The organism is Streptomyces resistomycificus (assembly GCF_001514265.1).
GTDB classification, from domain to species: Bacteria; Actinomycetota; Actinomycetes; order Streptomycetales; family Streptomycetaceae; genus Streptomyces; species Streptomyces resistomycificus.
Map to the genome: position 1 here is coordinate 16,438 of NZ_KQ948997.1, position 19,793 is coordinate 36,230.

A 19,793-nucleotide genomic window follows, 5' to 3' on the forward strand; every position below is an offset into this window, starting at 1 on the left:
CCGGGCCTGCCCGGCGCGTCACGGACACTGGAAGCACGAGCAGGAAAGAAGGCGAACAGCCACGATGACGGTTCCTCTGCCGACGGCCTCGACGCGGTGGCGCTGCACCCTCTGCGGCAACCTCACGCGGTTCGACGTGACCCGCTCGTCGAAGGTCGTCGAGTACGTCCACCTCGACCTGGCCGGTGAGCCGAAGGTCGAGGAGCGCGACGTGGTCAGTGAGACCATCGAGTCGGTGCGCTGCCGCTGGTGCAACGCCGTGGATCAGGTGGAACTCGTGGACAGGCCGGGCGCCGGCTCCTGACGACGGGGGTCCCCCCGCTCGAGCGAAGTCGAGAGCGGGGGAGGGCCCCGCACAGCATTGGGGTGACGATGGTGGAGACCGCAGGCGGGGGGCCGGGTGACGGCGCCGCCGAGGTGCTCGACCGTCCGCTGCCCGACGGCGTGCGCCGCCGGGTCGTGCAGATCGTCTCGGACGGCTTCGGCGGGCTGACCGTCGGCGAACTGCCCGCCCAGTTGCGGCAGTACGCCCGGTTCGCGCCGAACCGCCGGGCCAAGTTCGCCGGCAACGCCATGGCGGCCGCCCTGGAGACCGACCCGCTGTTCCGGCAGCGCATCGGGGAGAAGTTCAGAGAGGCGCAGCCGGAACTCGCCGGCGCCCTCGACTCCGGCTCGCCGCCCCCGGCCGCGGACCCGCTCGACGTGGCGGCCGCGGCCTACGTACTGCGGCCCACCGACTGGGTGAAGCTCGTGACCGCGGCCGGCGAGGAGGCCCAGCGGGCCGACGCCGAGCGCGCCGACGAGGAGAGCCGGGCCGAGCTGGAGCGGCTGCGCGAGGAGCTCGACCGGGCCCGCGAGCACACCCGGACCGAGACCGAACGGCTGCGTACCGAGCTGGATTCGGCCAAGAAGGAAGCGGAGTCGCTGCACCGCAAGCTGCGTTCCGCCCACAGTGACGTCAAGCGCGGCGAGGCCGCGCTGCGCAAGCTGCACGGCGAGATGGACACCCTCCGCGCGGAGGGGCACGCCCAGGTGTCCGCGGCCGAGAGCGAGACCCGGCGGCTCAAGGCGCGGCTCGGCGAGGCGGAGGCCGCGCTGGAGGCCACCCGCAAGGCGGCCCGTGAGGGGCGCAGCGTCGAGGACATGCGCGTACGGCTGCTTCTGGACACGTTGCTCGACGCCACCCAGGGGCTGCGGCGGGAACTCGCCCTGCCGCCCGTCTCGGTACGGCCGGCCGAGACCGTGGACGCGGTCGAACCGGGACGAATGACCCCGAAGGACATCGCCGCCCGGGCCCTGTCCGAGAACGACCCCGCGATCCTCGACCAGCTCCTCGCGCTGCCGCAGGCCCATCTGGTCGTCGACGGCTACAACGTGACCAAGACCGGCTATCCCCAGATGCCGCTGGAGAAGCAGCGGTTGAGGCTCCTCGGGCAGCTCTCCCAGCTCGCCGCCCAGACCGGCGCCGAGGTGACCTGTGTCTTCGACGGGGCCGAGCTGGCCGCGCCGGTGCTGCTGGCGCCGCCGCGCGGGGTGCGGGTGCTGTTCTCCAAACCGGGTGTCACCGCCGACGAGTTGATCCGCCAGCTGGTGCGCGCGGAGCCGCCGGGCCGTCCGGTCATCGTCGCCTCGACCGACCGTGAGGTGGCCGACGGGGTGGCCAGGGCGGGAGCGCGGCCGGTCGCATCTGCGGTGCTTCTGAAGCGGCTGTCCTGAAAAGGTCAACGTAGAGGTTTAATGCCCGAATTGATCGCGAATTGACCCAACCGTCACGCAACGTAGTGTCAATCGGGCATCACTGCATGTGAGTTGAGAGTAAAGATTGCAAGGTGTGACGAGATTTTGCGCCTGAGGATTTGAACGATCACAGGAAGGTCACTAGGGTCTGGGCTCAAACCTCCGAGCGGGTGATCACTCAAAAGAAGGAGTTCACCTCCGTGGCGTCCCACCGTCGACCCAAGCAGCCCAGTCGCGCGCGCGTGACCGTGCTGACCACCGCAGCCGCCGCTGCCGTCGCTCTGAGCTCTCAGGCCGCCAACGCGGCGCCGAGCGAGAAGCCGAGCAAGGACGAGGTCAAGGCCAAGGTCGACAAGCTCTACGAGCAGGCGGAGCAGGCCACCGAGAAGCTCAACGGGGCCACGGAGAAGCAGGAGAAGCTCCAGAAGGAGATCTCCACGATCCAGGACAACGTCGCCCGCGGCCAGGACGAGCTCAACGAGCTGCGCGACTCCATAGGTCTGGCGGCCGCCGCCCAGTACCGCACGGGCACGATCGACTCCTCCCTCCAGCTCTTCCTGTCGTCGAACCCGGACGACTACCTGGACAAGGCGTCCACCGCGGACCAGCTCAGCTCCCAGCAGGTCGAGGCGCTGAAGAAGATCCAGGACAAGCAGCGCGAGCTCGCCCAGGACCGTTCCGAGGCCTCCGAGAAGCTCAAGGACCTCGCGAGCACCCGCACCGAGCTGGGCAAGAAGAAGAAGGAAGTCCAGGGCAAGCTCGCCGAGGCGCAGAGGCTTCTCAACACGCTGACGGCCGCCGAGAAGGCCGCCCTCGCCGCCGAGGACGCCCGCGCCAGCCGCGACGCCGGCGAGCGCGTGGACCTCGGCAACACCGCCGCCGGCTCCGGCCGGGCCATGGCCGCCTTCCAGGCCGCCCAGAGCCAGATCGGCAAGCCGTACGTCTACGGCGCCACCGGCACCGCCTCCTACGACTGCTCCGGCCTCACCTCCTGGGCCTACGCCCAGGCCGGCGTCTCCATCCCGCGCACCTCGCAGGCCCAGGCCAACGCCGGGACCAGGATCTACTCGCAGGCCGATCTCAAGGTCGGCGACCTGGTCATCTTCTACGGCGACCTGCACCACGTCGGCTTCTACGCGGGCAACGGCCAGGTGCTGCACGCCCCGCGCACCGGCACGGTCGTCCGCTACGAGTCGATCAACAACATGCCGTTCCAGTTCGGCGTGCGCATCTGACCGTCCCCTCGGCGGGTCCGATCAGCTTCAAGATCAGGACACCGCACCGCCCGTTCGGGCGAATCGCGAGAACGTGAACTGACCCCACGCCCCGCCCATGACCTGCGTCTGGGGCGGGGCGTCACTTTGTGTGCCCGTCGAGGTCTTTGGTGAGGCCCCCTCCACGGGGCTACTGTCTGCCGCGTTTCCCTGTCCGCCAGCGGAAGGAGTGCGGCTTCCCGTGGGGTCCCATCGCCGCCTTGCACCGTCCGGGTTCGACCGGGGCGCCGGTGCAGCGCTCTGTGTCATGTCAGCCGCCGCCGCGGCCCTCGGCGTCCTGCCGGCCACGTCGGCCGTCGCCGCGCCGCACGACGACACCCGCGCGGAGGTGGACCGCCTCTACGAGGAGGCCGAGCAGGCCACCGAGGCCTACAACAAAGCCGACGAACGCGCCGACGACCTCCGTGAGGAGGTCGGTCTCGCGCAGGACGGGATCGCCCGGCAGCAGGAGCGCATCAACCGCATGCGGGAGGCGCTCGGCGCGCTGGCCGGGGCCCAGTACCGCTCCGGCGGCCTCGACCCCTCCCTCGCGCTGCTGTTCTCCGACGACCCGGACGACTACCTCGCCAAGGCCGCGGTCCTGGACCGCATCACCACGCACCAGGCGGGCGAACTGAAGGACCTCCAGGACGCCATGCGCGTACTCGCCCAGGAGCGTTCCGAGGCGTCGGGCAAGCTCGGCGAACTGGAGAGGAGCCGCAAGGCCGTCGCCTCGCACAAGCGGACCGTCGAGAGGAAGCTCGCCAAGGCGCGCGCGCTCCTCAACGCCCTGCCGTCCGACGAACGCGACGCCTACGACCGGGCCTCCCGCTCCGGCCGTTCCGGCGTGCCCGACCTCGGCAGCTCCGTCCCGCCGTCCGCCCGCGCCGCCGCCGCGATCGCCGCCGCCCGTTCCGCGCTCGGCAAGCCCTACGTCTGGGGCGCCAACGGCCCCTCCGGCTTCGACTGTTCGGGCCTGATGCAGTGGTCGTACGCGCAGGCCGGCGTCTCCCTGCCGCGCACCTCGCAGGGTCAGCGCTTCGCGGGCCGGCAGGTCCCGCTCTCCCAGGCCCAGCCCGGCGACCTGGTCACCTACCGCTCAGACGCCAGCCATGTGGCGATGTACATGGGCAACGGCCAGGTGATCCACGCGCCCTACCCGGGGGCACCCGTGCGCTACGACCCGGTCGGCATGATCCCGGGCGCGACCGTCACCAGGGTCTGACCGAGAGGCCACGGCCCCCCGTACGATCGGGAACGTGGCTGGTCGAGGGCGGGCGTCGGGGCGCGGAGTCGTGGCGCTGTGCCTGGTGTTGCTCGTGGCCCTGGTGGGCTGCGGGGGACCGGCCACCGACAGCGCGCGGGCCGACGTGCAGCGGGTCCTGGACCGGCGGGCGACCGCGGTCCTCGACCGCGACAAGGCGGCGTTCGTGCGGACGGGCGCGCTGAGCTGGTTCGGGAACCTCACCGCGGTCCCGCTCGCCGACTGGTCCTACCGCGTCACCGCCGTGCACCGCACCGGCGACGACGCCACCGCCGACGTCGAACTCCGCTACCGCGTCCAGGGTTACGACCGGGCCCCCGTCACCGTCGGCCGCACCCTGACCCTGAGCCTGGACGCGGGCGGGCAGTGGTACGTGGACGCCGAACTGCCCGCGAAGAAGACCGCCCAACAGCTGTGGGACCAGGGCGAGGTCATGGTCGTCCGGGGTGAGCACAGCATGGTCCTGGGCGTCGGGCAGTCGGGCGAACAGCTGCACTCCTACGCGGATCTGGCGGACCGTGCGGTGCCCGCCGTGTCGGACGCGTGGGGCCGGGAGTGGCCCCGGCGCGTCGTCGTGCTGGTGCCGAGGTCGCTGGAGGGCATGGCGGGGCTGCTCGGCTCCCCCGCCTCCTCCTACCGGGGGATCGCGGCGGTCACCACCGGTGAGACGGGCGCTCCGGCCGAGGCGCCGGCGGACCGGATCATCGTCAACCCGGAGGCCTACGGCGTCCTGGGAGCCGTGGGCAAGCAGGTGGTGCTCACCCACGAGACGACCCATGTGGCCACCCGCGCCGACACCACCCCGGCGACGCCCCTGTGGCTGTCGGAGGGGTACGCCGACTGGGTCGGGTACCGGGACAGCGGGCGCACACCGGTGCAGGCCGCGCCCGAGCTGTGGGACGCGGTGACCGAGGGCAGGCTGCCGGCCGCGCTGCCCTCCGACCGGGACTTCGGCTTCAGCGGCGACGCCGCCGGGCTGGCACGGGCCTACGAGGGCGGCTGGATGGCCTGCCGGATGATCGCCGAGCGCTGGGGCGAGGTGCGGCTGGGGGAGTTCTACCGGGCCGTGGGCGCGCACGAGAAGCGGGCCGGGGCGGTCGAGGACGCGATGAAGCGGGTGCTCGGGACGACGCCGGGGGAGTTCACCGAACAGTGGCGTGAGTATCTGCGCGTCCAGCTCGCCTGAACGCACGGGTCGCCTGCGCGATCGGCCGGGCCGATCACCCTTCCGGCTTGGCGACGGCCTCCTTGAGCCAGGCCTTCTCGGCCGTCGGGGTGGCGCGGGCCACCCGCAGCATCCCCTCCCGGAACAGGCCGCCGCCATCCACACCGCGCACACCCGGGCGCCGGAAGGGACGCCCGGCGGGAGATCGGGCGGCAGGCGGTGCTGGTGTCCGGGGCGGTGGGGCTCGTGGCCGCCGTACTGCTGTTCGTCACCGCCCCCTGGATCATGGCCGCCTTCGGCGCCGCCCCCGCGGTCGCCCACGGCGGTGTGCTGTTCCTGCGCGGCGGGGGCCTACCCGTGGCTGACGGCCTGCTTCATCGCGGTCGGCGGGGTCTTCGAGGGAAGCGGGGCAGCACCGGCGCTGCTGCGGGCGACGCTGGTCGGCACGGCGGTGCAGCTGCCTCTGGCGCACGGCCTCACGGGTCTGGGCATGCCGGGGAGCTGCCTGGCGTCGGCGCCGGCCATGGCGGTGCGGTGCGCGGCGGGGCCGGTGCTGCTCCGCAGGGTTCCGCGTCAGGACGACGCCGACGCCTTTTTGGCGCGGGCGGCCTGATCGGGCAGCCCGGCCGGGACGGGCTTCCTCGTGACCGTCGAACGCCACAGGATGCGGGCCGCGACGGCCGTGGCGGCGACCAGCAGGCCGTTGCGGACCACCATGAGGGTGATGCCGAACGGATCGCTCGTCACGACGTCCCCGAAGTAGAGCGGGAACTCCAGGACCGTCACGAAGCACGCCACCAGCACCAGGACGGCCGGCACCCCCATCCGGCTGGCGCGGAAGCACACGCAGACCGCGGCGGCACCGACCAGCCACACCATGTACTGCGGGCTGATCACCCGGCTGGTCACGGTGAACATCAGCACCGCGACGAACGCCGCGTCCGCCGCGGTGTGCGCCTGGAAGCGGGTCGCCACCAGCCGCCACAGCAGCAGCCAGCCGAAGGCCATGCCGGTCAGGGCCAGCGCCGCCGAGCTCACCACGTTCACCCACGGACCGAGGAACTCGATCGAGCCGTAGTTGAGCAGCACCTGGCCGTCCCAGCCGTGGTGCCGGGCCACGTGGAAGACCAGCGCGCCCAGCGACTCCACCTCGGTGCCCCGCTCCCGCTGGAAGGTCAGGAAGGTGAACGCGCCGGGCATCGTGACGGCGAACACCGCGGCCAGCGCCGCGACGGTCCCCACCGCCCAGGCCCAGGCGGCGCGCCTCCGGACGCCCAGGAGGAGCAGAGCGGGCCACACCTTCAGCATCGCCGCGAAGCCCACGAGGACGCCCATCAGCCGGGGGTGCCGGGCGCCCGCGAGGAGGGCGGCGACCGCGACCGCGGTGACCATGACGTCGTAGCGGGCGTAGACGGTGGGGCCGAGCAGCGGTACGCCCAGCACCCACACCCAGGCGCCCGCGATCCGCCGGCCCGGGCGCAGACCGCCGTACACCAGCAGGGACAGGGCGACCAGGTCGGCGAGGCAGGCGAGGACGAAGAAGGCGGACGCGTAGTCCAGGAAGGGCAGCACGCCGGGGGAGAGGATCGCCAGGGCCGCGGCCGGCGGGTACTGCCAGGTCACGTCGTCCAGCGGGAAGGTGCCGGTGCGCAGCACGTCGTACCAGCCGTGGTAGATCACCGAGACGTCGCTGGTGACGTCCGGGCCCGGGAAGACGTACACCTTGAACACGAAGAGCAGCAGCAGCAGCCTGGTCACGCCCCAGGTCAGGAGCAGCCACGTCAGCGACCGCCGCGCACCCGTCGTCTCCACGTGATCCCCTGCCCGTTCGATTTCCCGCGTCGAGGGGAACATAATGTCGTCCCCTCCTGTGAGCCTGCCACAAACGCGGCCGCGCCCGGCTGTGAGCAGGGGTTCGATAGGGTCTGCGGCGATGCACAAGACCCTGATCGTGACGAACGACTTCCCGCCCCGGCCCGGCGGCATCCAGGCGTTCCTGCACAACATGGCGCTGCGGCTCGACCCGGAGCGGCTGGTCGTCTACGCCTCCACCTGGAAGCGCGGCCGGGAGGGCGCGGAGGCGACCGCCGCCTTCGACGCCGAGCAGCCCTTCACCGTCGTACGGGACTCCACCACGATGCTGCTGCCGACGCCGGGGGCGACCCGGCGGGCCGTCGGGCTGCTGCGCGAGCACGGGTGCACGTCGGTGTGGTTCGGGGCGGCGGCGCCGCTCGGGCTGATGGCTCCGGCGCTCAGGAAGGCGGGCGCCGAGCGGCTGGTGGCCACCACCCACGGGCACGAGGCGGGGTGGGCCCAGCTGCCCGCCGCGCGTCGACTGCTGCGCCGGATCGGGGAGTCCACGGACACCGTCACCTATCTCGGCGAGTACACCCGCTCGCGGATCGCCACCGCGCTGACGCCGGACGCGGCCGGGCGGATGGCCCAGCTGCCGCCGGGCGTCGACGAGAAGACGTTCCATCCCGGGTCGGGCGGCGACGAGGTGCGGGCGCGGCTCGGGCTGACCGACCGGCCGGTGGTCGTCTGCGTCTCCCGGCTGGTGCCGCGCAAGGGGCAGGACACGCTGATCCTCGCGATGCCCCGGATCCTGGCGGCCGAGCCCGACGCCGTGCTGCTGATCGTGGGCGGCGGGCCCTACGAGAAGGAGCTGCGCAGGCTGGCACAGGAGACCCGGGTCGCAGACTCGGTCCGCTTCACGGGCGCGGTGCCCTGGTCGCAGCTGCCCGCGCACTACGGCGCCGGTGACGTGTTCGCCATGCCGTGCCGGACCCGGCGGGGCGGGCTGGACGTCGAGGGGCTCGGGATCGTCTACCTGGAGGCCTCCGCGACCGGTCTGCCCGTCGTCGCGGGCGACTCGGGCGGTGCCCCGGACGCCGTGCTCGACGGCGAGACCGGCTGGGTCGTGCGGGGCGGCTGTGCCGAGGAGGCGGCCGACCGGATCGTCGTGCTCCTCGGTGACGCGGAGCTGCGCCGCAGCATGGGCGAGCGTGGGCGGGCGTGGGTCGAGGAGAAGTGGCGGTGGGACCTGCTGGCGGAGAAGCTCAGAACGCTGCTGTGAACCGTGCGGTAGCTCTAGGCGGAACGGGAAAATCCGCCCATGCTGCGCACATGACAGCAAAACTGATGCAACGTCAGCTGACGAGACGTCATATCCTGGGGATGGTGGCCCTGCAGACGGCCGCCGCGTCCGGTCTCACCCGCATCGGTCTCCAGACGGCCTACGGCGCGGAGCCCGCCGCCGTCGACAACGCCCCCGCCATCGTGGTCGGTTCGGGATACGGCGGTGCCGTCGCCGCCCTCCGCCTGGGCCAGGCCGGCATCCGCACCCTCGTCCTCGAGATGGGCCGGGCCTGGAACACCCCCGGCTCCGACGGCAAGGTCTTCTGCTCCACCAGCGCCCCGGACGAGCGGTCCATGTGGTTCCGCACCCGCACCGAGGCCCCGCTGGCCACCTTCCTGTGGCTGGACGTCGTCAACAAGGACATCAGCTCCTATCCGGGGGTCCTGGACCGGGTGCACTTCGACGCCATGTCGGTCTACGTGGGCCGGGGCGTCGGCGGTGGCTCCCTCGTCAACGGCGGGATGGCGGTCACGCCGCTCCGGTCGTACTTCAAGGAGCAGTTCCCCACCGTGGACGCCGCGGAGATGTACGGCACCTACTTCCCGCGCGCCCGCTCCATGCTCGGCGTCAACACCGTCGACCCCGCCTGGTTCGAGTCGACGGACTGGTACCGCTTCACCCGCGTCTCCCGCGCCCACGCCCAGCGGACCGGCCTGAAGACCACCTTCGTGCCGAGCGTCTACGACTTCGGTCACATGCAGCGCGAGGCCGCCGGCACGGCCACCAGGTCCGCGCTCGGCGGCGAGGTCATCTACGGCAACAACCACGGCAAGCGCAGCCTCGACAAGACCTACCTGGCCGACGCGCTCGGCACCGGGAACGTCACCATCCACACCCTGGAGAAGGTCAGGGCCGTCAGCCGGGCGGCCGACGGCTCCTGGCTGCTGACCGCCGACCGCATCGACCACACCGGCAAGGTCGTCGAGACCCGGCAGTACGGCTGTACCTACCTCTTCCTGGGCGGCGGCAGCGTCGGCACCACCGAACTGCTCGTCCGAGCCCGGGAGACGGGTGCGCTGCCGGCCCTGCCCGCGAGCGTGGGCGCCGGCTGGGGAACCAACGGCAACGTGATGCTCGGGCGCGCCAACCACCTGTGGGACACGGTCGGGGCGAACCAGTCGACCATGCCGGTCATGGGCATCGACGACTGGGCCAACACCGCCAACCCCGTCTTCGCGGAGATCGCCCCGCTGCCGACCGGCCTGGAGCACTGGGTCAGCCTGTATCTGGCGATCACCAAGAACCCCTCGCGCGCGGCGTTCTCGTACGACAGCGGGACGGGAGGGGTGCGGCTCGGCTGGACGGCCGCGCACAGCGCGGTCTCGGTCGCCATGGCCAGGAAGCTGTTCGACCGGATCAACGCGGCGAACTCGACGATCTACCGCTACGACCTGTTCGGCTCCGCCGACAAGGTCTTCGCCGACGACTTCACCTACCACCCGCTGGGCGGCTGCGTGCTGGGGAAGGCGACCGACGACTACGGCCGGGTGAAGGGGTATTCCAGGCTGTACGTCACCGATGGCTCGCTCGTGCCCGGGTCGATCGGGGTGAACCCGTTCGTGACGATCACCGCGCTCGCCGAACGGACGATGGCGCGGGTCCTCGCCGAGGACACCGCGCCATGACGATCCGTCAAAGGCCCTGCTACTTCTGGTAGATGGCCTCGATCTCGGAAGCGTAGTCCTTCGCCACCACGTTGCGCTTGAGCTTCAGGGACGGCGTGAGGTGGCCCGACTCCTCCGTGAACTGGGAGGACAGAATGCGGAACTTCCGCACCGATTCCGCCTTCGACACCGCGGCGTTGCCGTCGTCGATCGCCGACTGGACGGCGGCCAGCAGGTCCGCGTCCTCGTGCAGCGACGCCGCGGTGGAGCCCGCCGGCTTGCCGTGCTCGGCGGCCCACCGGCCCAGGAACTCGTCGTCGATGGTGACCAGCGCGCCCACGAACGGCCGTCCGTCGCCGACCACCATGCACTCCGCGACCAGCGCGTGCGCCCGGATGCGGTCCTCGATCACGGCCGGGGCCACGTTCTTGCCGCCGGCGGTGACGATGATCTCCTTCTTGCGGCCGGTGATCCTGAGGTAGCCGTCCTCGTCGAGGGTGCCGATGTCACCGGTGTGGAACCAGCCGTCGGCGAGCGCCTCGGCGGTCGCGCCCGGGTTGTTCCAGTACTCCTTGAACAGGTGCTCGCCGTGCAGCAGCACCTCGCCGTCGTCCGCGATCCGCACCACCGAGCCGGGCAGCGGCTGACCGACCGTGCCGATCTTCTGGCGGTCCCACGGGTTGAACGCGGTGGCGGCACAGGACTCGGTCAGGCCGTAGCCCTCCAGGACCGTGAAGCCGATGCCGCGGAAGAAGTGACCGAGGCGCTCGCCCAGCGGGGCGCCGCCGGAGATGGCGTACTCGCCCCTGCCGCCGAGGACCGCGCGCAGCTTGCTGTAGACGAGTTTGTCGAAGGTCTTGTGCTTGATCCGCAGACCGAGGGACGGGCCCGACGGGGTGTCCAGCGCCTTGCTGTACGCGATCGCGGTGTCCGAGGCCTTGTCGAAGATCTTGCCCTTGCCGTCCGCCTGCGCCTTGGCGCGCGCCGAGTTGTAGACCTTCTCGAAGACGCGCGGCACACCCAGGATCAGCGTGGGCCGGAACGAGGCCAGCTCGTCGGTGAGGTTCTTGATGTCCGCGACGGTGCCCAGCTTGATCGGCGCCATCATCGGCGCGACCTGGACCAGCCGGCCGAAGACGTGCGCGAGCGGGAGGAAGAGCAGCACGCTGCACTCACCCGTGCGGAACAGCGGGCGCAGCCGCTCGACGACGTTCCCGCACTCGGCGAAGAAGCTGCGGTGGGTGAGCACGCAGCCCTTGGGCCGGCCCGTGGTGCCGCTCGTGTAGACGATGGTCGCCGGGTCGTCGGCCTTGGCCAGCGAGCCGCGCTCCTCGACGGCCCGGTCCGTGACGTCCTGCCCGAGCCGCCCGAGCTCCTCCACGCCACCGCCCTCGATCTGCCAGACGTGCTTGAGGGCGGGCAGGCCCTCGCGCACCGACTCGACGGCGGCCGAGTGGCTGTCCAGCTCCACGACGCAGGCCGTGGCGCCCGAGTCGCTGAGGATCCACTGGACCTGCTCCGGGGAGCTGGTCTCGTACACCGGCACGGTGACCGCGCCCGCGCTCCAGATCGCGAAGTCGAGGAGGGTCCACTCGTACCGGGTGCGGGACATCAGGCCGACCCGGTCACCGGGCTGGACACCGGAGGCGATCAGCCCCTTGGCGGCCGCGTGCACCTCGGCGAGGAAGGTGGTGGCCGTGACGTCCTGCCAGGCACCGTCGACCTTGCGGGCGATCACGGCGACATCCGGATGCTGCGCGGCGTTTCTCCGGACGATGTCGGTGAGATTGCCGTCCGCAGGGACCTCGTACAAAGCCGGAAGGCTGAACTCGCGCAAGACTGCTGCTCCTCATAGGGCGCCGGCGCCACGACGTTGTGTGATGCGACGGTGCGGTCCACGGCTCGGGCGGGTGCTCGAAGGCCTACCCCGGGTCTGGGAATCCCGGTGGTTGAAACCCTGAGCACGACTGGACCGACCGGACGTTACCCGCCGGTATGGCTTCTTCGACAGGGGGTCCCGGCGAGATGTTCGCTGCGTCACACAGATTGCTTTTCCTCGGCGCACAGTAGTCCACGCACTAACTGACTGGCCAGTAACCGCTGGTACGGCCGCCACTGTTCACGTATGCCCCACACCCTTACGCTTGATCGCCATGGCACCCACACCAGCCGGTAACCGGAGGACACGCGTTCATGTGGTCAGCGACGTGCACGGCAACGCCCGTGACCTGGCCCGAGCCGGCGAGGGCGCCGACGCCCTGATCTGCCTGGGTGACCTCGTCCTCTTCCTCGACTACGCCGACCACTCGCGCGGGATCTTCCCCGACCTCTTCGGCGAGGAGAACGCCCACCGCATCGTCGAGCTGCGCACCGCCCGCCGCTTCACGGAGGCGCGCGACTTCCAGGCCGGGCTGTGGGCGGGCATCGGCGAGAACCGGGCCGAGGTGATCGAGCGGGCGGTGCGCAAGCAGTACGCCGAGCTGTTCGCGGCGTTCCCGACACCGACGTACGCCACCTACGGCAATGTCGACATGCCGCCCCTGTGGCCGGAGTACGCCGGACCCGGCACCACCGTGCTCGACGGCGAGCGGGTCGAGATCGGCGGCCGGGTCTTCGGCTTCGTCGGCGGCGGACTGCGGACGCCGATGCGCACGCCGTACGAGATCAGCGACGAGGAGTACGCGGCGAAGATCGAGGCGGTCGGCGAGGTGGACGTGCTGTGCACGCACATCCCGCCGGAGGTCCCCGAGCTGGTCTACGACACCGTCGCGCGCCGCTTCGAGCGCGGCAGCCGGGCCCTGCTGGACGCGATCCGCCGCACCCGGCCCCGGTACGCGCTGTTCGGTCACGTCCACCAGCCGCTGGCGCGGCGGATGCGGATCGGGTCGACCGAGTGCGTCAACGTGGGCCACTTCGCGGGAAGCGGCGAGCCGTGGGCCCTGGAGTGGTGAGCCGTCCCCGGTGACCGGGGTGGACGGGGTGAAGTCGGGCGGTCGCCTGCGCGGTAGCCTTCACGCTGCACACACGTGCGCACGACCCTGCCTCACCGGACCGCATCTGGAGGAGCCACCGCGATGGCGGAACACACCAGCTCGAGCATCACGATCGAGGCGGCACCGGCCGACGTCATGGCGGTGATCGCCGACTTCGCCCGCTATCCGGACTGGACCGGAGAGGTGAAGGAGGCGGAGGTCCTGGCGACCGACGCCCAGGGCCGCGCCGAACAGGTCCGCCTCGTCATGGACGCGGGCGCCATCAAGGACGACCAGGTCCTCGGCTACACCTGGACCGGCGAGAACGAGGTCTCCTGGACCCTGGTGAAGTCCCAGATGCTGCGGTCGCTCGACGGCTCGTACATCCTGAAGGCGGCCGGCTCCGGGGCGACCGAGGTCACCTACCTGCTGACCGTCGACGTCAAGATCCCCATGCTCGGCATGATCAAGCGCAAGGCCGAGAAGGTCATCATCGACCGGGCGCTGGCCGGGCTGAAGAAGCGGGTGGAGTCGGGGGCCGCGTAGGCGTACCGCCCCGGGCGGTACGCGGAGGTACCGTTCAACCCCATGCGCACCATCCTGATCACGGGCCCGGGCGGCAGCGGCCGTACGACGGTCGCCGCCGCCACCGCGCTCGCCGCCGCCCGCGAGGGCACCCGCACCCTCGTGCTAGGCGCCGACCGCACCGACACCCTCGGCGCGATCCTGGGGGCCGAGACCGGCCCGGTCCCGCGACAGGTGGCGCCCAACCTCACGGCCTGGCGCCCCGACGCGGTGCAGCGCTTCCGGGACGACCTCACCGCGTTCCAGACCCGCGCGGCCTCCGTCCTCGACCTGCTCGGCGCCTCGCGTCTGGACCCCGAGGAGGTCACCCCCCTCCCCGGCGCCGAGGAGCTCAGCCTGCTGCGCGCGCTGCGGGACGCGGCCCTCGCCGAGGCCCACGACCTGCTCGTGGTCGACCTGCCGGCCACCGCCCAGGCCCTCGCCCTGCTCGCCCTGCCCGAGGAACTGCGCCGCTACCTGCGCAGGCTGCTGCCGGCCGAACGGCAGGCGGCCCGCGCCCTGCGCCCCGTCCTGGGCCGGCTCGCCGGCGTGCCGATGCCCGCGGAGTGGCTCTACGAGACCGCCGGCCGCTGGGACGTCGAGCTGGCCGCCGTCGAGGCCGTCGTCGCCGACCGCGACACCTCCGTACGGCTGGTCGCCGAGCCCTCCCCGTCCGGCGCCGACGCCGTACGCGACGCCACCCTCGGCCTCGCCCTGCACGGCCTGCGCCCCGACGCGCTGGTGGCCAACCGGGTCCTGCCGGAGACCGCGGGGGACGGCTGGCTCGCCGGGCCCGTCGCCCAGCAGCGCAAGATCCTCGCGGAGTGGCAGGAGTCGTACGACGTCCGGGCCGTCGCCCACCTCGGCCGCGACCCGCGGGGCGCCGACGACCTGTCCCGGCTGACCGTCCCCGGCGTCAAAGCCGAGCCCTCCACGGTCGGGTGGCCCGTCACCGACCACCTCGCCGAGGACGGCGTCCTCCTGTGGACCATCCCGCTGCCCGGCGCGATACGGGACGACCTGGACCTCATCCGGCGCGGCGATGAACTCGTCGTCAGCGCGGGGCACTTCCGCCGGATCGTCCCGCTGCCGTCGGCCCTGCGCCGCTGCACCGTCGACGGCGCCGCGCTGCGGGAGGGCGAGCTGCGGATCCGGTTCGCGCCCGACCCGGGTCTCTGGCCGGGGACACGGTGAACCGCATACGCCCGTTCGGGTAACGTCGTAGGGACGAACCGTAGTCAGGAGTCCGTCATGAGCGAAGAGCTCCCCCCGCCCGACTCCGGCGAGCGTGAGGCTGTCGACGAGGTGCGGGCGAGCGACCCCGACGCGTGGGCGACGGCGTGTGCCGAGGACCTCGCGGCGGAGAAGGCCCGCCGCCGCGCGGAGCACGGCCCGCAGCCGGGTGCCGCAGCCGAGGAGCTGCGCAAACTCGTCGACAGCGTCGCCGACAAGCTGTCCGGCCTCCAGTCCCCGCTGTTCGGCGCGGTCGCGGGGCCCGCCGCCCAGCAGGTGGTCAAGCAGGTCGTGCAGCAGGCCAAGGCGGCCGTCGAACCCGTCATCGAGCGCAACCCGGACGTCTTCGACCACCTGGCGGCCGCGGGCAACGAACTGCTCGCCGCCTACCGCTCCGCGGTCCAGGCCCAGGAGCAGCGCTGGACGAGCCGCGGGACCGGCCCGCGCGACCCGGGCGACCCCCGCGACGACCGCGGCGACGAGCCCGGCCCCGGCGAGCGCATCGACTTGGACTGACGCCCCCCTCGGGTACGGTTGGCCGTAGCGGGGCTCGACCGAAACTGAGGGATTCATGGGACTCACCATCGGCGTCGACATCGGCGGCACGAAGATCGCGGCCGGCGTGGTCGACGAGGAAGGCAACATCCTCTCGACCCACAAGGTGCCGACCCCGGGCACGCCCGAGGGCATCGTGGACGCCATCGCCTCCGCCGTGGAGGGCGCGCGCGCCGGGCACGAGATCGTCGGCGTGGGTATCGGTGCGGCCGGTTACGTCAACCGTCAGCGCTCGACGGTCTACTTCGCGCCGAACATCGACTGGCGCCAGGAGCCGTTGAAGGAGAAGGTCGAGGCTCGCGTGAGCCTGCCGGTCGTCGTGGAGAACGACGCCAACGCGGCAGCGTGGGGCGAGTACAAGTTCGGCGCAGGCAAGGGCCACCGCAACGTCATCTGCATCACCCTCGGCACCGGCCTCGGCGGCGGCATCATCATCGGCAACAAGCTGCGCCGCGGGCACTTCGGCGTGGCCGCCGAGTTCGGCCACATCCGCATGGTCCCCGACGGCCTGCTGTGCGGCTGCGGCAGCCAGGGCTGCTGGGAGCAGTACGCCTCCGGGCGCGCCCTGGTGAGGTACGCCAAGCAGCGCGCCAACGCCACCCCCGAGAACGCCGAGATCCTGCTCGGTCTCGGTGACGGCAGCCCCGACGGCATCGAGGGCAAGCACATCTCCATGGCCGCCCGCCAGGGCGACCCGGTCGCCGTCGACTCCTACCGCGAGCTCGCCCGCTGGGCCGGCGCCGGCCTCGCCGACCTGGCCTCGCTCTTCGACCCCTCCGCCTTCATCGTCGGCGGCGGCCTCTCGGACGAGGGCGAACTGGTCCTCGACCCGATCCGCAAGTCGTACAAGCGCTGGCTGGTCGGCGGTAACTGGCGCCCGGTCGCCGACGTGATCGCCGCACGGCTCGGCAACGAGGCCGGCCTGGTCGGCGCGGCCGACCTGGCCCGCGAGCCCGACCCGATCATGTAACTCGCGGCGCCCTTACGTGCCTGAGGGGCGCGGGGGCTGTGTGCGACCGCCACGCTCGACCGGCGGTCGCACACAGCCCCCGCGCCCCGACCTGTCAGGCGTACATTGATCCACATGGTGCTGCTTCCCGACTCCCGTACCGAGCCCGATGGTTCAGCCCTCCTCCGCGTTCTGAGCTACAACGTCCGCTCCCTGCGTGACGACACCGAAGCCCTGGCAAGGGTGATCACCGCCTGCGCCCCCGACCTGGTCCTGGTGCAGGAAGCCCCCCGTTTCTTCCGCTGGCGCAAGAAGCTCGCGCGGCTCGCCGCCGCGTCCGGACAGGTGATCCTCTCCGGCGGCGGCACGGCCGCGGGCCCGGCGATCCTCTGCACGCTCCGGGCCACTGTCGAACGCACCGAGGACGTCCTGCTCCCGCTCACCCCCGGCCAGCACCGGCGTGGCTTCGCCACCGCCGTGGTCCGGTTCGGGGGCGCCCGCCTCGGCGTACTGAGCTGCCATCTGTCGCTGCGCCGGGACGAGCGGTACGAGCAGGCCGGCCTGCTCCTCGACCGGCTCGCCGGCCTGGGCGTCCAGCACGCGGTCGCGGGCGGCGACCTGAACGAACGGCCCGGCGGCCGCGCCTTCGGCCGGCTCGCCGAGGGCCTCCAGGACTGCTGGGCCACGGCCTCCTGGGGCGGCGAGCACACCTGGACACGCACCGGCCCCCACCGGCGCATCGACGCGATCTTCGCGTCCAAGGGCGTCGAGGTCCTCGGCTGTGGGGTGCCCCTGGGCCATCCGGGGGTGACGGAGACAGACCTGAGGGCGGCCACGGACCACCTTCCGGTGCTGGCCGCCCTCCGCGTCCCCGCGAGCTAGGGCCTGCCTGTCGTTTGGATCAGGTCGGCTGGGAGGCACCGCACCTCTCGGCCGCCCCGCTCGGGTCGGCATGATCCAAACGACGGCCCTAGACCACCGCACCCCGGCCGGGGTCGTCGTCCTCCTCGTCGTCCGAGCGCATGCGCATCACCAGCGTGGCGAAGCCGCCCAGGAAGCCGCCGATGCCGAGCGTGGCGAGCCACCAGGTCATGTCCCAGCCGAGCAGCACGGCCAGCAGGAGCAGGACCGGACCGCCGAGCAGCCCCAGCCAGGCGAACTTCGCGGTCGCGTCGGCGGCGGGCAGCGGCGGCGGCTCCGGCGGGACGAAGTGACCCTCGTCGTCGTCCTCGAAGTCCTCCTCGGCGGGCTCGGGCACGCTGTAGTCACGGGGGCCGACCCCGGGGGCGAAGGCGACGGAGCCGCCCAGCGGCTTGACGGGCTTCTCCTCCTCCTTGGTCTCCGTGACGCCCTTGACGTCCTTGAGGCCCGAGTCGTTCGTCTCGTTCGTCTCGGACTCCAGGAGCGCGAGGTCGTCCACGGACTTGAAGGGCTTGGAGCCCGGCGGGTCCGGCGGCTCGTCGCCGTACCCGGCGACGATGGCCGCCCATGCGGCGTCCTCGTCGAACGGGACGTGCTGCTCCTCGGGCTCGCGGTCCTCGCGCTCCTCACGGTCCTCCCGGTCGGAGTCGTGCTCAGCCACGGGCGGTCGTCCCTTCCTTGCCGATGCTGGGGATGAGGCGGCCGATGAACGCGTGGCTCTCCGCGAAGATCCGGTCCGCCTCGTGGTCCAACGTCGCGACGTGGTAGCTCTGTTCCAGCACGATCTCCTGTACGTCCGTGGACGACACCCGGCTCAGCACCCGCGCGGAATCGGCCGCCGGCACCACGTGGTCCTCGGCGCTGCGCAGGACCAGCAGCGGCTGGGTGACCTGCGGCAGCTCGCCGTCGACCAGCCGGAAGAAGGTCCGCAGGGAGTGCGCGGCGCGCAGCGGCACCCGGTCGTACCCCAGTTCGGTACTGCCCTCCTTGGCGATGTCGCTCGCGATGCCCCTCGTCGACCGGACGACGTGATGGACCACCGGAAGGGCGTACGCGGCCAGGCCGTGCATACGGTTCGCCGGATTGACGACCACGACACCGCTGACCGCGTCCCCGTGCCGGGCGGCCAGCCTGAGCGCGAGCGTGCCGCCCATCGACAGGCCCGCCACGAACACCCGCGCACAGCGCTCGCGCAGGGCCCGCAGTTCGCGGTCCACCTCGGCGTACCAGTCCTGCCAGCCGGTGAGCTGCATGTCCTCCCAGCGGGTGCCGTGGCCGGGCAGCAGCGGGAGCGAGACGGTCAGATCGCGCTCGGCCAGATACTCCGCCCAGGGGCGCAGCGACTGGGGTGAACCGGTGAAGCCGTGACAGAGGAGGATCCCCGTCTCCCCGCCCTCATGGCGGAACGGCTCGGCTCCAGGGAGGACCGGCACCTTCGGTCTCCTGTTCATGAGAAGGGCGTGAACGACTCCGGGTGTGCTTCACCGTACGCGACCGCACTGACACCGACCAGGGCCGTAGGGCTCTTTGCGGGCGCCCCGGGTTAAGGTCTCACCGACAGACACAGGAGGCACTCGGTTGTTGTACGGCACGATGAAGGTAGCCATCGGAGGACCGCTGAAGGTCGCCTTCAGGCCATGGGTGGAAGGCCTGGAGAACATTCCCGCCGAGGGTCCCGCCATCCTGGCCAGCAACCACCTCTCGTTCTCCGACTCGTTCTTCCTGCCCGCGGTCCTCGACCGCAAGGTCACCTTCATCGCGAAGGCCGAGTACTTCACCACGCCCGGAGTGAAGGGCCGCCTCACGGCCGCCTTCTTCAAGGGCGTCGGCCAGCTCCCGGTGGACCGCTCCGGCGCGCGCGGCGCGGGCGAGGCGGCCGTCAGGAGCGGCATCGAGGTACTGGAGCGCGGTGAGCTGTTCGGGATCTACCCGGAGGGCACCCGCTCGCCCGACGGCCGTCTCTACCGGGGCAAGCCCGGCGGCCTCGCGCGCGTGGCGCTCGCCTCCGGCGCGCCGGTCATCCCGGTCGCCATGATCGACACGGAGAAGATCCAGCCGCCCGGGCAGGTGATGCCCAAGCTGATGCGGCCGGGCATCCGCATCGGCGAGCCGCTGGACTTCAGCCGCTACCAGGGCATGGAGCACGACCGTTTCGTGCTGCGCGCCCTGACCGACGAGGTCATGTACGAGATCATGAAGCTCTCCGGCCAGGAGTACGTCGACATGTACGCGACCGCGGCCAAGCGGCAGATCGCGGACGCGGCGAAGGCCGAGAAGGAAGCGGAGAAGGCGGCGAAGGCCGCGCTCGCGCAGGCGGCGAAGGAACAGGCGGCCAAGGAGAAGGCCGCGCAGGAGAAGGCCGCGCGGCACAGTGCCGCGCAGGCGGACACGGACGCGGACAGTTCCGAGTCCTAGGCGGCGGTCCGGGGGGCCGGCC

18 protein-coding genes and 1 pseudogene are annotated in these 19,793 nt (G+C 71.9%); 15 read left to right on the forward strand and 4 right to left on the reverse strand.

The window, feature by feature from the left end:
- Positions 1-64: 64 nt before the first annotated feature.
- From AQJ84_RS27670 to AQJ84_RS41425, 6 genes and pseudogenes are all read left to right on the forward strand, one after another.
- Entirely contained in the window at positions 65-304 is a 240-nt protein-coding gene (locus AQJ84_RS27670; RefSeq protein ID WP_030039328.1) for a hypothetical protein, read from the forward strand.
- Between the two features lie 68 nt (positions 305-372).
- Positions 373-1,716 (forward strand): NYN domain-containing protein, encoded by a 1,344-nt coding sequence (locus AQJ84_RS27675; protein ID WP_030039330.1) that lies wholly within the window; start codon positions 373-375, stop codon positions 1,714-1,716.
- Positions 1,717-1,937: 221 nt separating this feature from the next.
- On the forward strand, positions 1,938-2,972 hold the full coding sequence (locus tag AQJ84_RS27680) for a C40 family peptidase (protein ID WP_030039331.1): 1,035 nt from the start codon (positions 1,938-1,940) through the stop codon (positions 2,970-2,972).
- 220 nt (positions 2,973-3,192) lie between these two features.
- The gene (locus tag AQJ84_RS27685; protein WP_030039332.1) at positions 3,193-4,215 is read left to right on the forward strand and encodes a C40 family peptidase; all 1,023 of its coding nucleotides are present in this window, start codon (positions 3,193-3,195) and stop codon (positions 4,213-4,215) included.
- Between the two features lie 34 nt (positions 4,216-4,249).
- Complete coding sequence (locus AQJ84_RS27690; RefSeq protein ID WP_030039333.1) at positions 4,250-5,440, forward strand: hypothetical protein; 1,191 nt, start codon at positions 4,250-4,252, stop codon at positions 5,438-5,440.
- A gap of 124 nt (positions 5,441-5,564) precedes the next feature.
- Positions 5,565-6,032 (forward strand): annotated as a pseudogene (locus AQJ84_RS41425) (MATE family efflux transporter); the annotation flags it as partial.
- Here AQJ84_RS41425 and AQJ84_RS27700 read toward each other — a convergent pair.
- Positions 5,993-7,231, reverse strand: a complete 1,239-nt coding sequence (locus tag AQJ84_RS27700; protein WP_030039335.1) for a glycosyltransferase family 87 protein — start codon at positions 7,229-7,231, stop codon at positions 5,993-5,995. The pseudogene AQJ84_RS41425 and the gene AQJ84_RS27700 sit on opposite strands and share 40 nt — an antisense overlap.
- Before the next feature lie 121 nt (positions 7,232-7,352).
- Here AQJ84_RS27700 and AQJ84_RS27705 point away from each other — a divergent pair, with 121 nt between their 5' ends.
- Positions 7,353-8,495, forward strand: a complete 1,143-nt coding sequence (locus tag AQJ84_RS27705; RefSeq protein ID WP_030039336.1) for a glycosyltransferase family 4 protein — start codon at positions 7,353-7,355, stop codon at positions 8,493-8,495.
- A gap of 65 nt (positions 8,496-8,560) precedes the next feature.
- The gene (locus AQJ84_RS27710) at positions 8,561-10,183 is read left to right on the forward strand and encodes a GMC oxidoreductase (RefSeq protein WP_450370790.1); all 1,623 of its coding nucleotides are present in this window, start codon (positions 8,561-8,563) and stop codon (positions 10,181-10,183) included.
- 19 nt (positions 10,184-10,202) lie between these two features.
- Here the strand turns inward: AQJ84_RS27710 and AQJ84_RS27715 are convergent, their stop codons facing one another.
- Positions 10,203-11,999: an AMP-dependent synthetase/ligase gene (locus tag AQJ84_RS27715; protein ID WP_030039338.1), complete on the reverse strand. Its 1,797-nt coding sequence runs from the start codon at positions 11,997-11,999 to the stop codon at positions 10,203-10,205.
- 316 nt (positions 12,000-12,315) lie between these two features.
- Here AQJ84_RS27715 and AQJ84_RS27720 point away from each other — a divergent pair, with 316 nt between their 5' ends.
- The 6 genes from AQJ84_RS27720 to AQJ84_RS27745 all read left to right on the forward strand — a co-directional run bounded on the left by AQJ84_RS27720 (position 12,316) and on the right by AQJ84_RS27745 (position 17,317).
- A complete protein-coding gene (locus AQJ84_RS27720) occupies positions 12,316-13,113 on the forward strand; it encodes a metallophosphoesterase family protein (protein WP_079022722.1) in 798 nt (265 codons plus the stop codon).
- Positions 13,114-13,236: 123 nt separating this feature from the next.
- Complete coding sequence (locus AQJ84_RS27725) at positions 13,237-13,680, forward strand: SRPBCC family protein (protein WP_030039339.1); 444 nt, start codon at positions 13,237-13,239, stop codon at positions 13,678-13,680.
- Between the two features lie 42 nt (positions 13,681-13,722).
- Complete coding sequence (locus AQJ84_RS27730; protein ID WP_030039340.1) at positions 13,723-14,892, forward strand: ArsA family ATPase; 1,170 nt, start codon at positions 13,723-13,725, stop codon at positions 14,890-14,892.
- Positions 14,893-14,949: 57 nt separating this feature from the next.
- On the forward strand, positions 14,950-15,447 hold the full coding sequence (locus AQJ84_RS27735) for a DUF5304 domain-containing protein (RefSeq protein WP_030039341.1): 498 nt from the start codon (positions 14,950-14,952) through the stop codon (positions 15,445-15,447).
- Positions 15,448-15,502: 55 nt separating this feature from the next.
- Positions 15,503-16,456 carry an ROK family glucokinase gene (locus tag AQJ84_RS27740; protein ID WP_030039342.1) on the forward strand — a complete coding sequence of 318 codons (954 nt, stop codon included), beginning with the start codon at positions 15,503-15,505 and terminating at the stop codon, positions 16,454-16,456.
- A gap of 114 nt (positions 16,457-16,570) precedes the next feature.
- Positions 16,571-17,317, forward strand: a complete 747-nt coding sequence (locus AQJ84_RS27745; RefSeq protein WP_030039343.1) for an endonuclease/exonuclease/phosphatase family protein — start codon at positions 16,571-16,573, stop codon at positions 17,315-17,317.
- An 88-nt stretch (positions 17,318-17,405) separates the two neighbouring features.
- Here the strand turns inward: AQJ84_RS27745 and AQJ84_RS27750 are convergent, their stop codons facing one another.
- Entirely contained in the window at positions 17,406-18,017 is a 612-nt protein-coding gene (locus AQJ84_RS27750; RefSeq protein ID WP_030039344.1) for a hypothetical protein, read from the reverse strand.
- On the reverse strand, positions 18,010-18,789 hold the full coding sequence (locus AQJ84_RS27755; protein ID WP_030039345.1) for an alpha/beta hydrolase: 780 nt from the start codon (positions 18,787-18,789) through the stop codon (positions 18,010-18,012). The genes AQJ84_RS27750 and AQJ84_RS27755 overlap by 8 nt, the downstream gene beginning before the upstream one ends.
- Before the next feature lie 160 nt (positions 18,790-18,949).
- Here AQJ84_RS27755 and AQJ84_RS27760 point away from each other — a divergent pair, with 160 nt between their 5' ends.
- Positions 18,950-19,771, forward strand: coding sequence for a lysophospholipid acyltransferase family protein (locus AQJ84_RS27760; protein WP_037802614.1), 822 nt, complete (start codon positions 18,950-18,952; stop codon positions 19,769-19,771).
- The last annotated feature ends 22 nt before the right edge of the window (positions 19,772-19,793 follow it).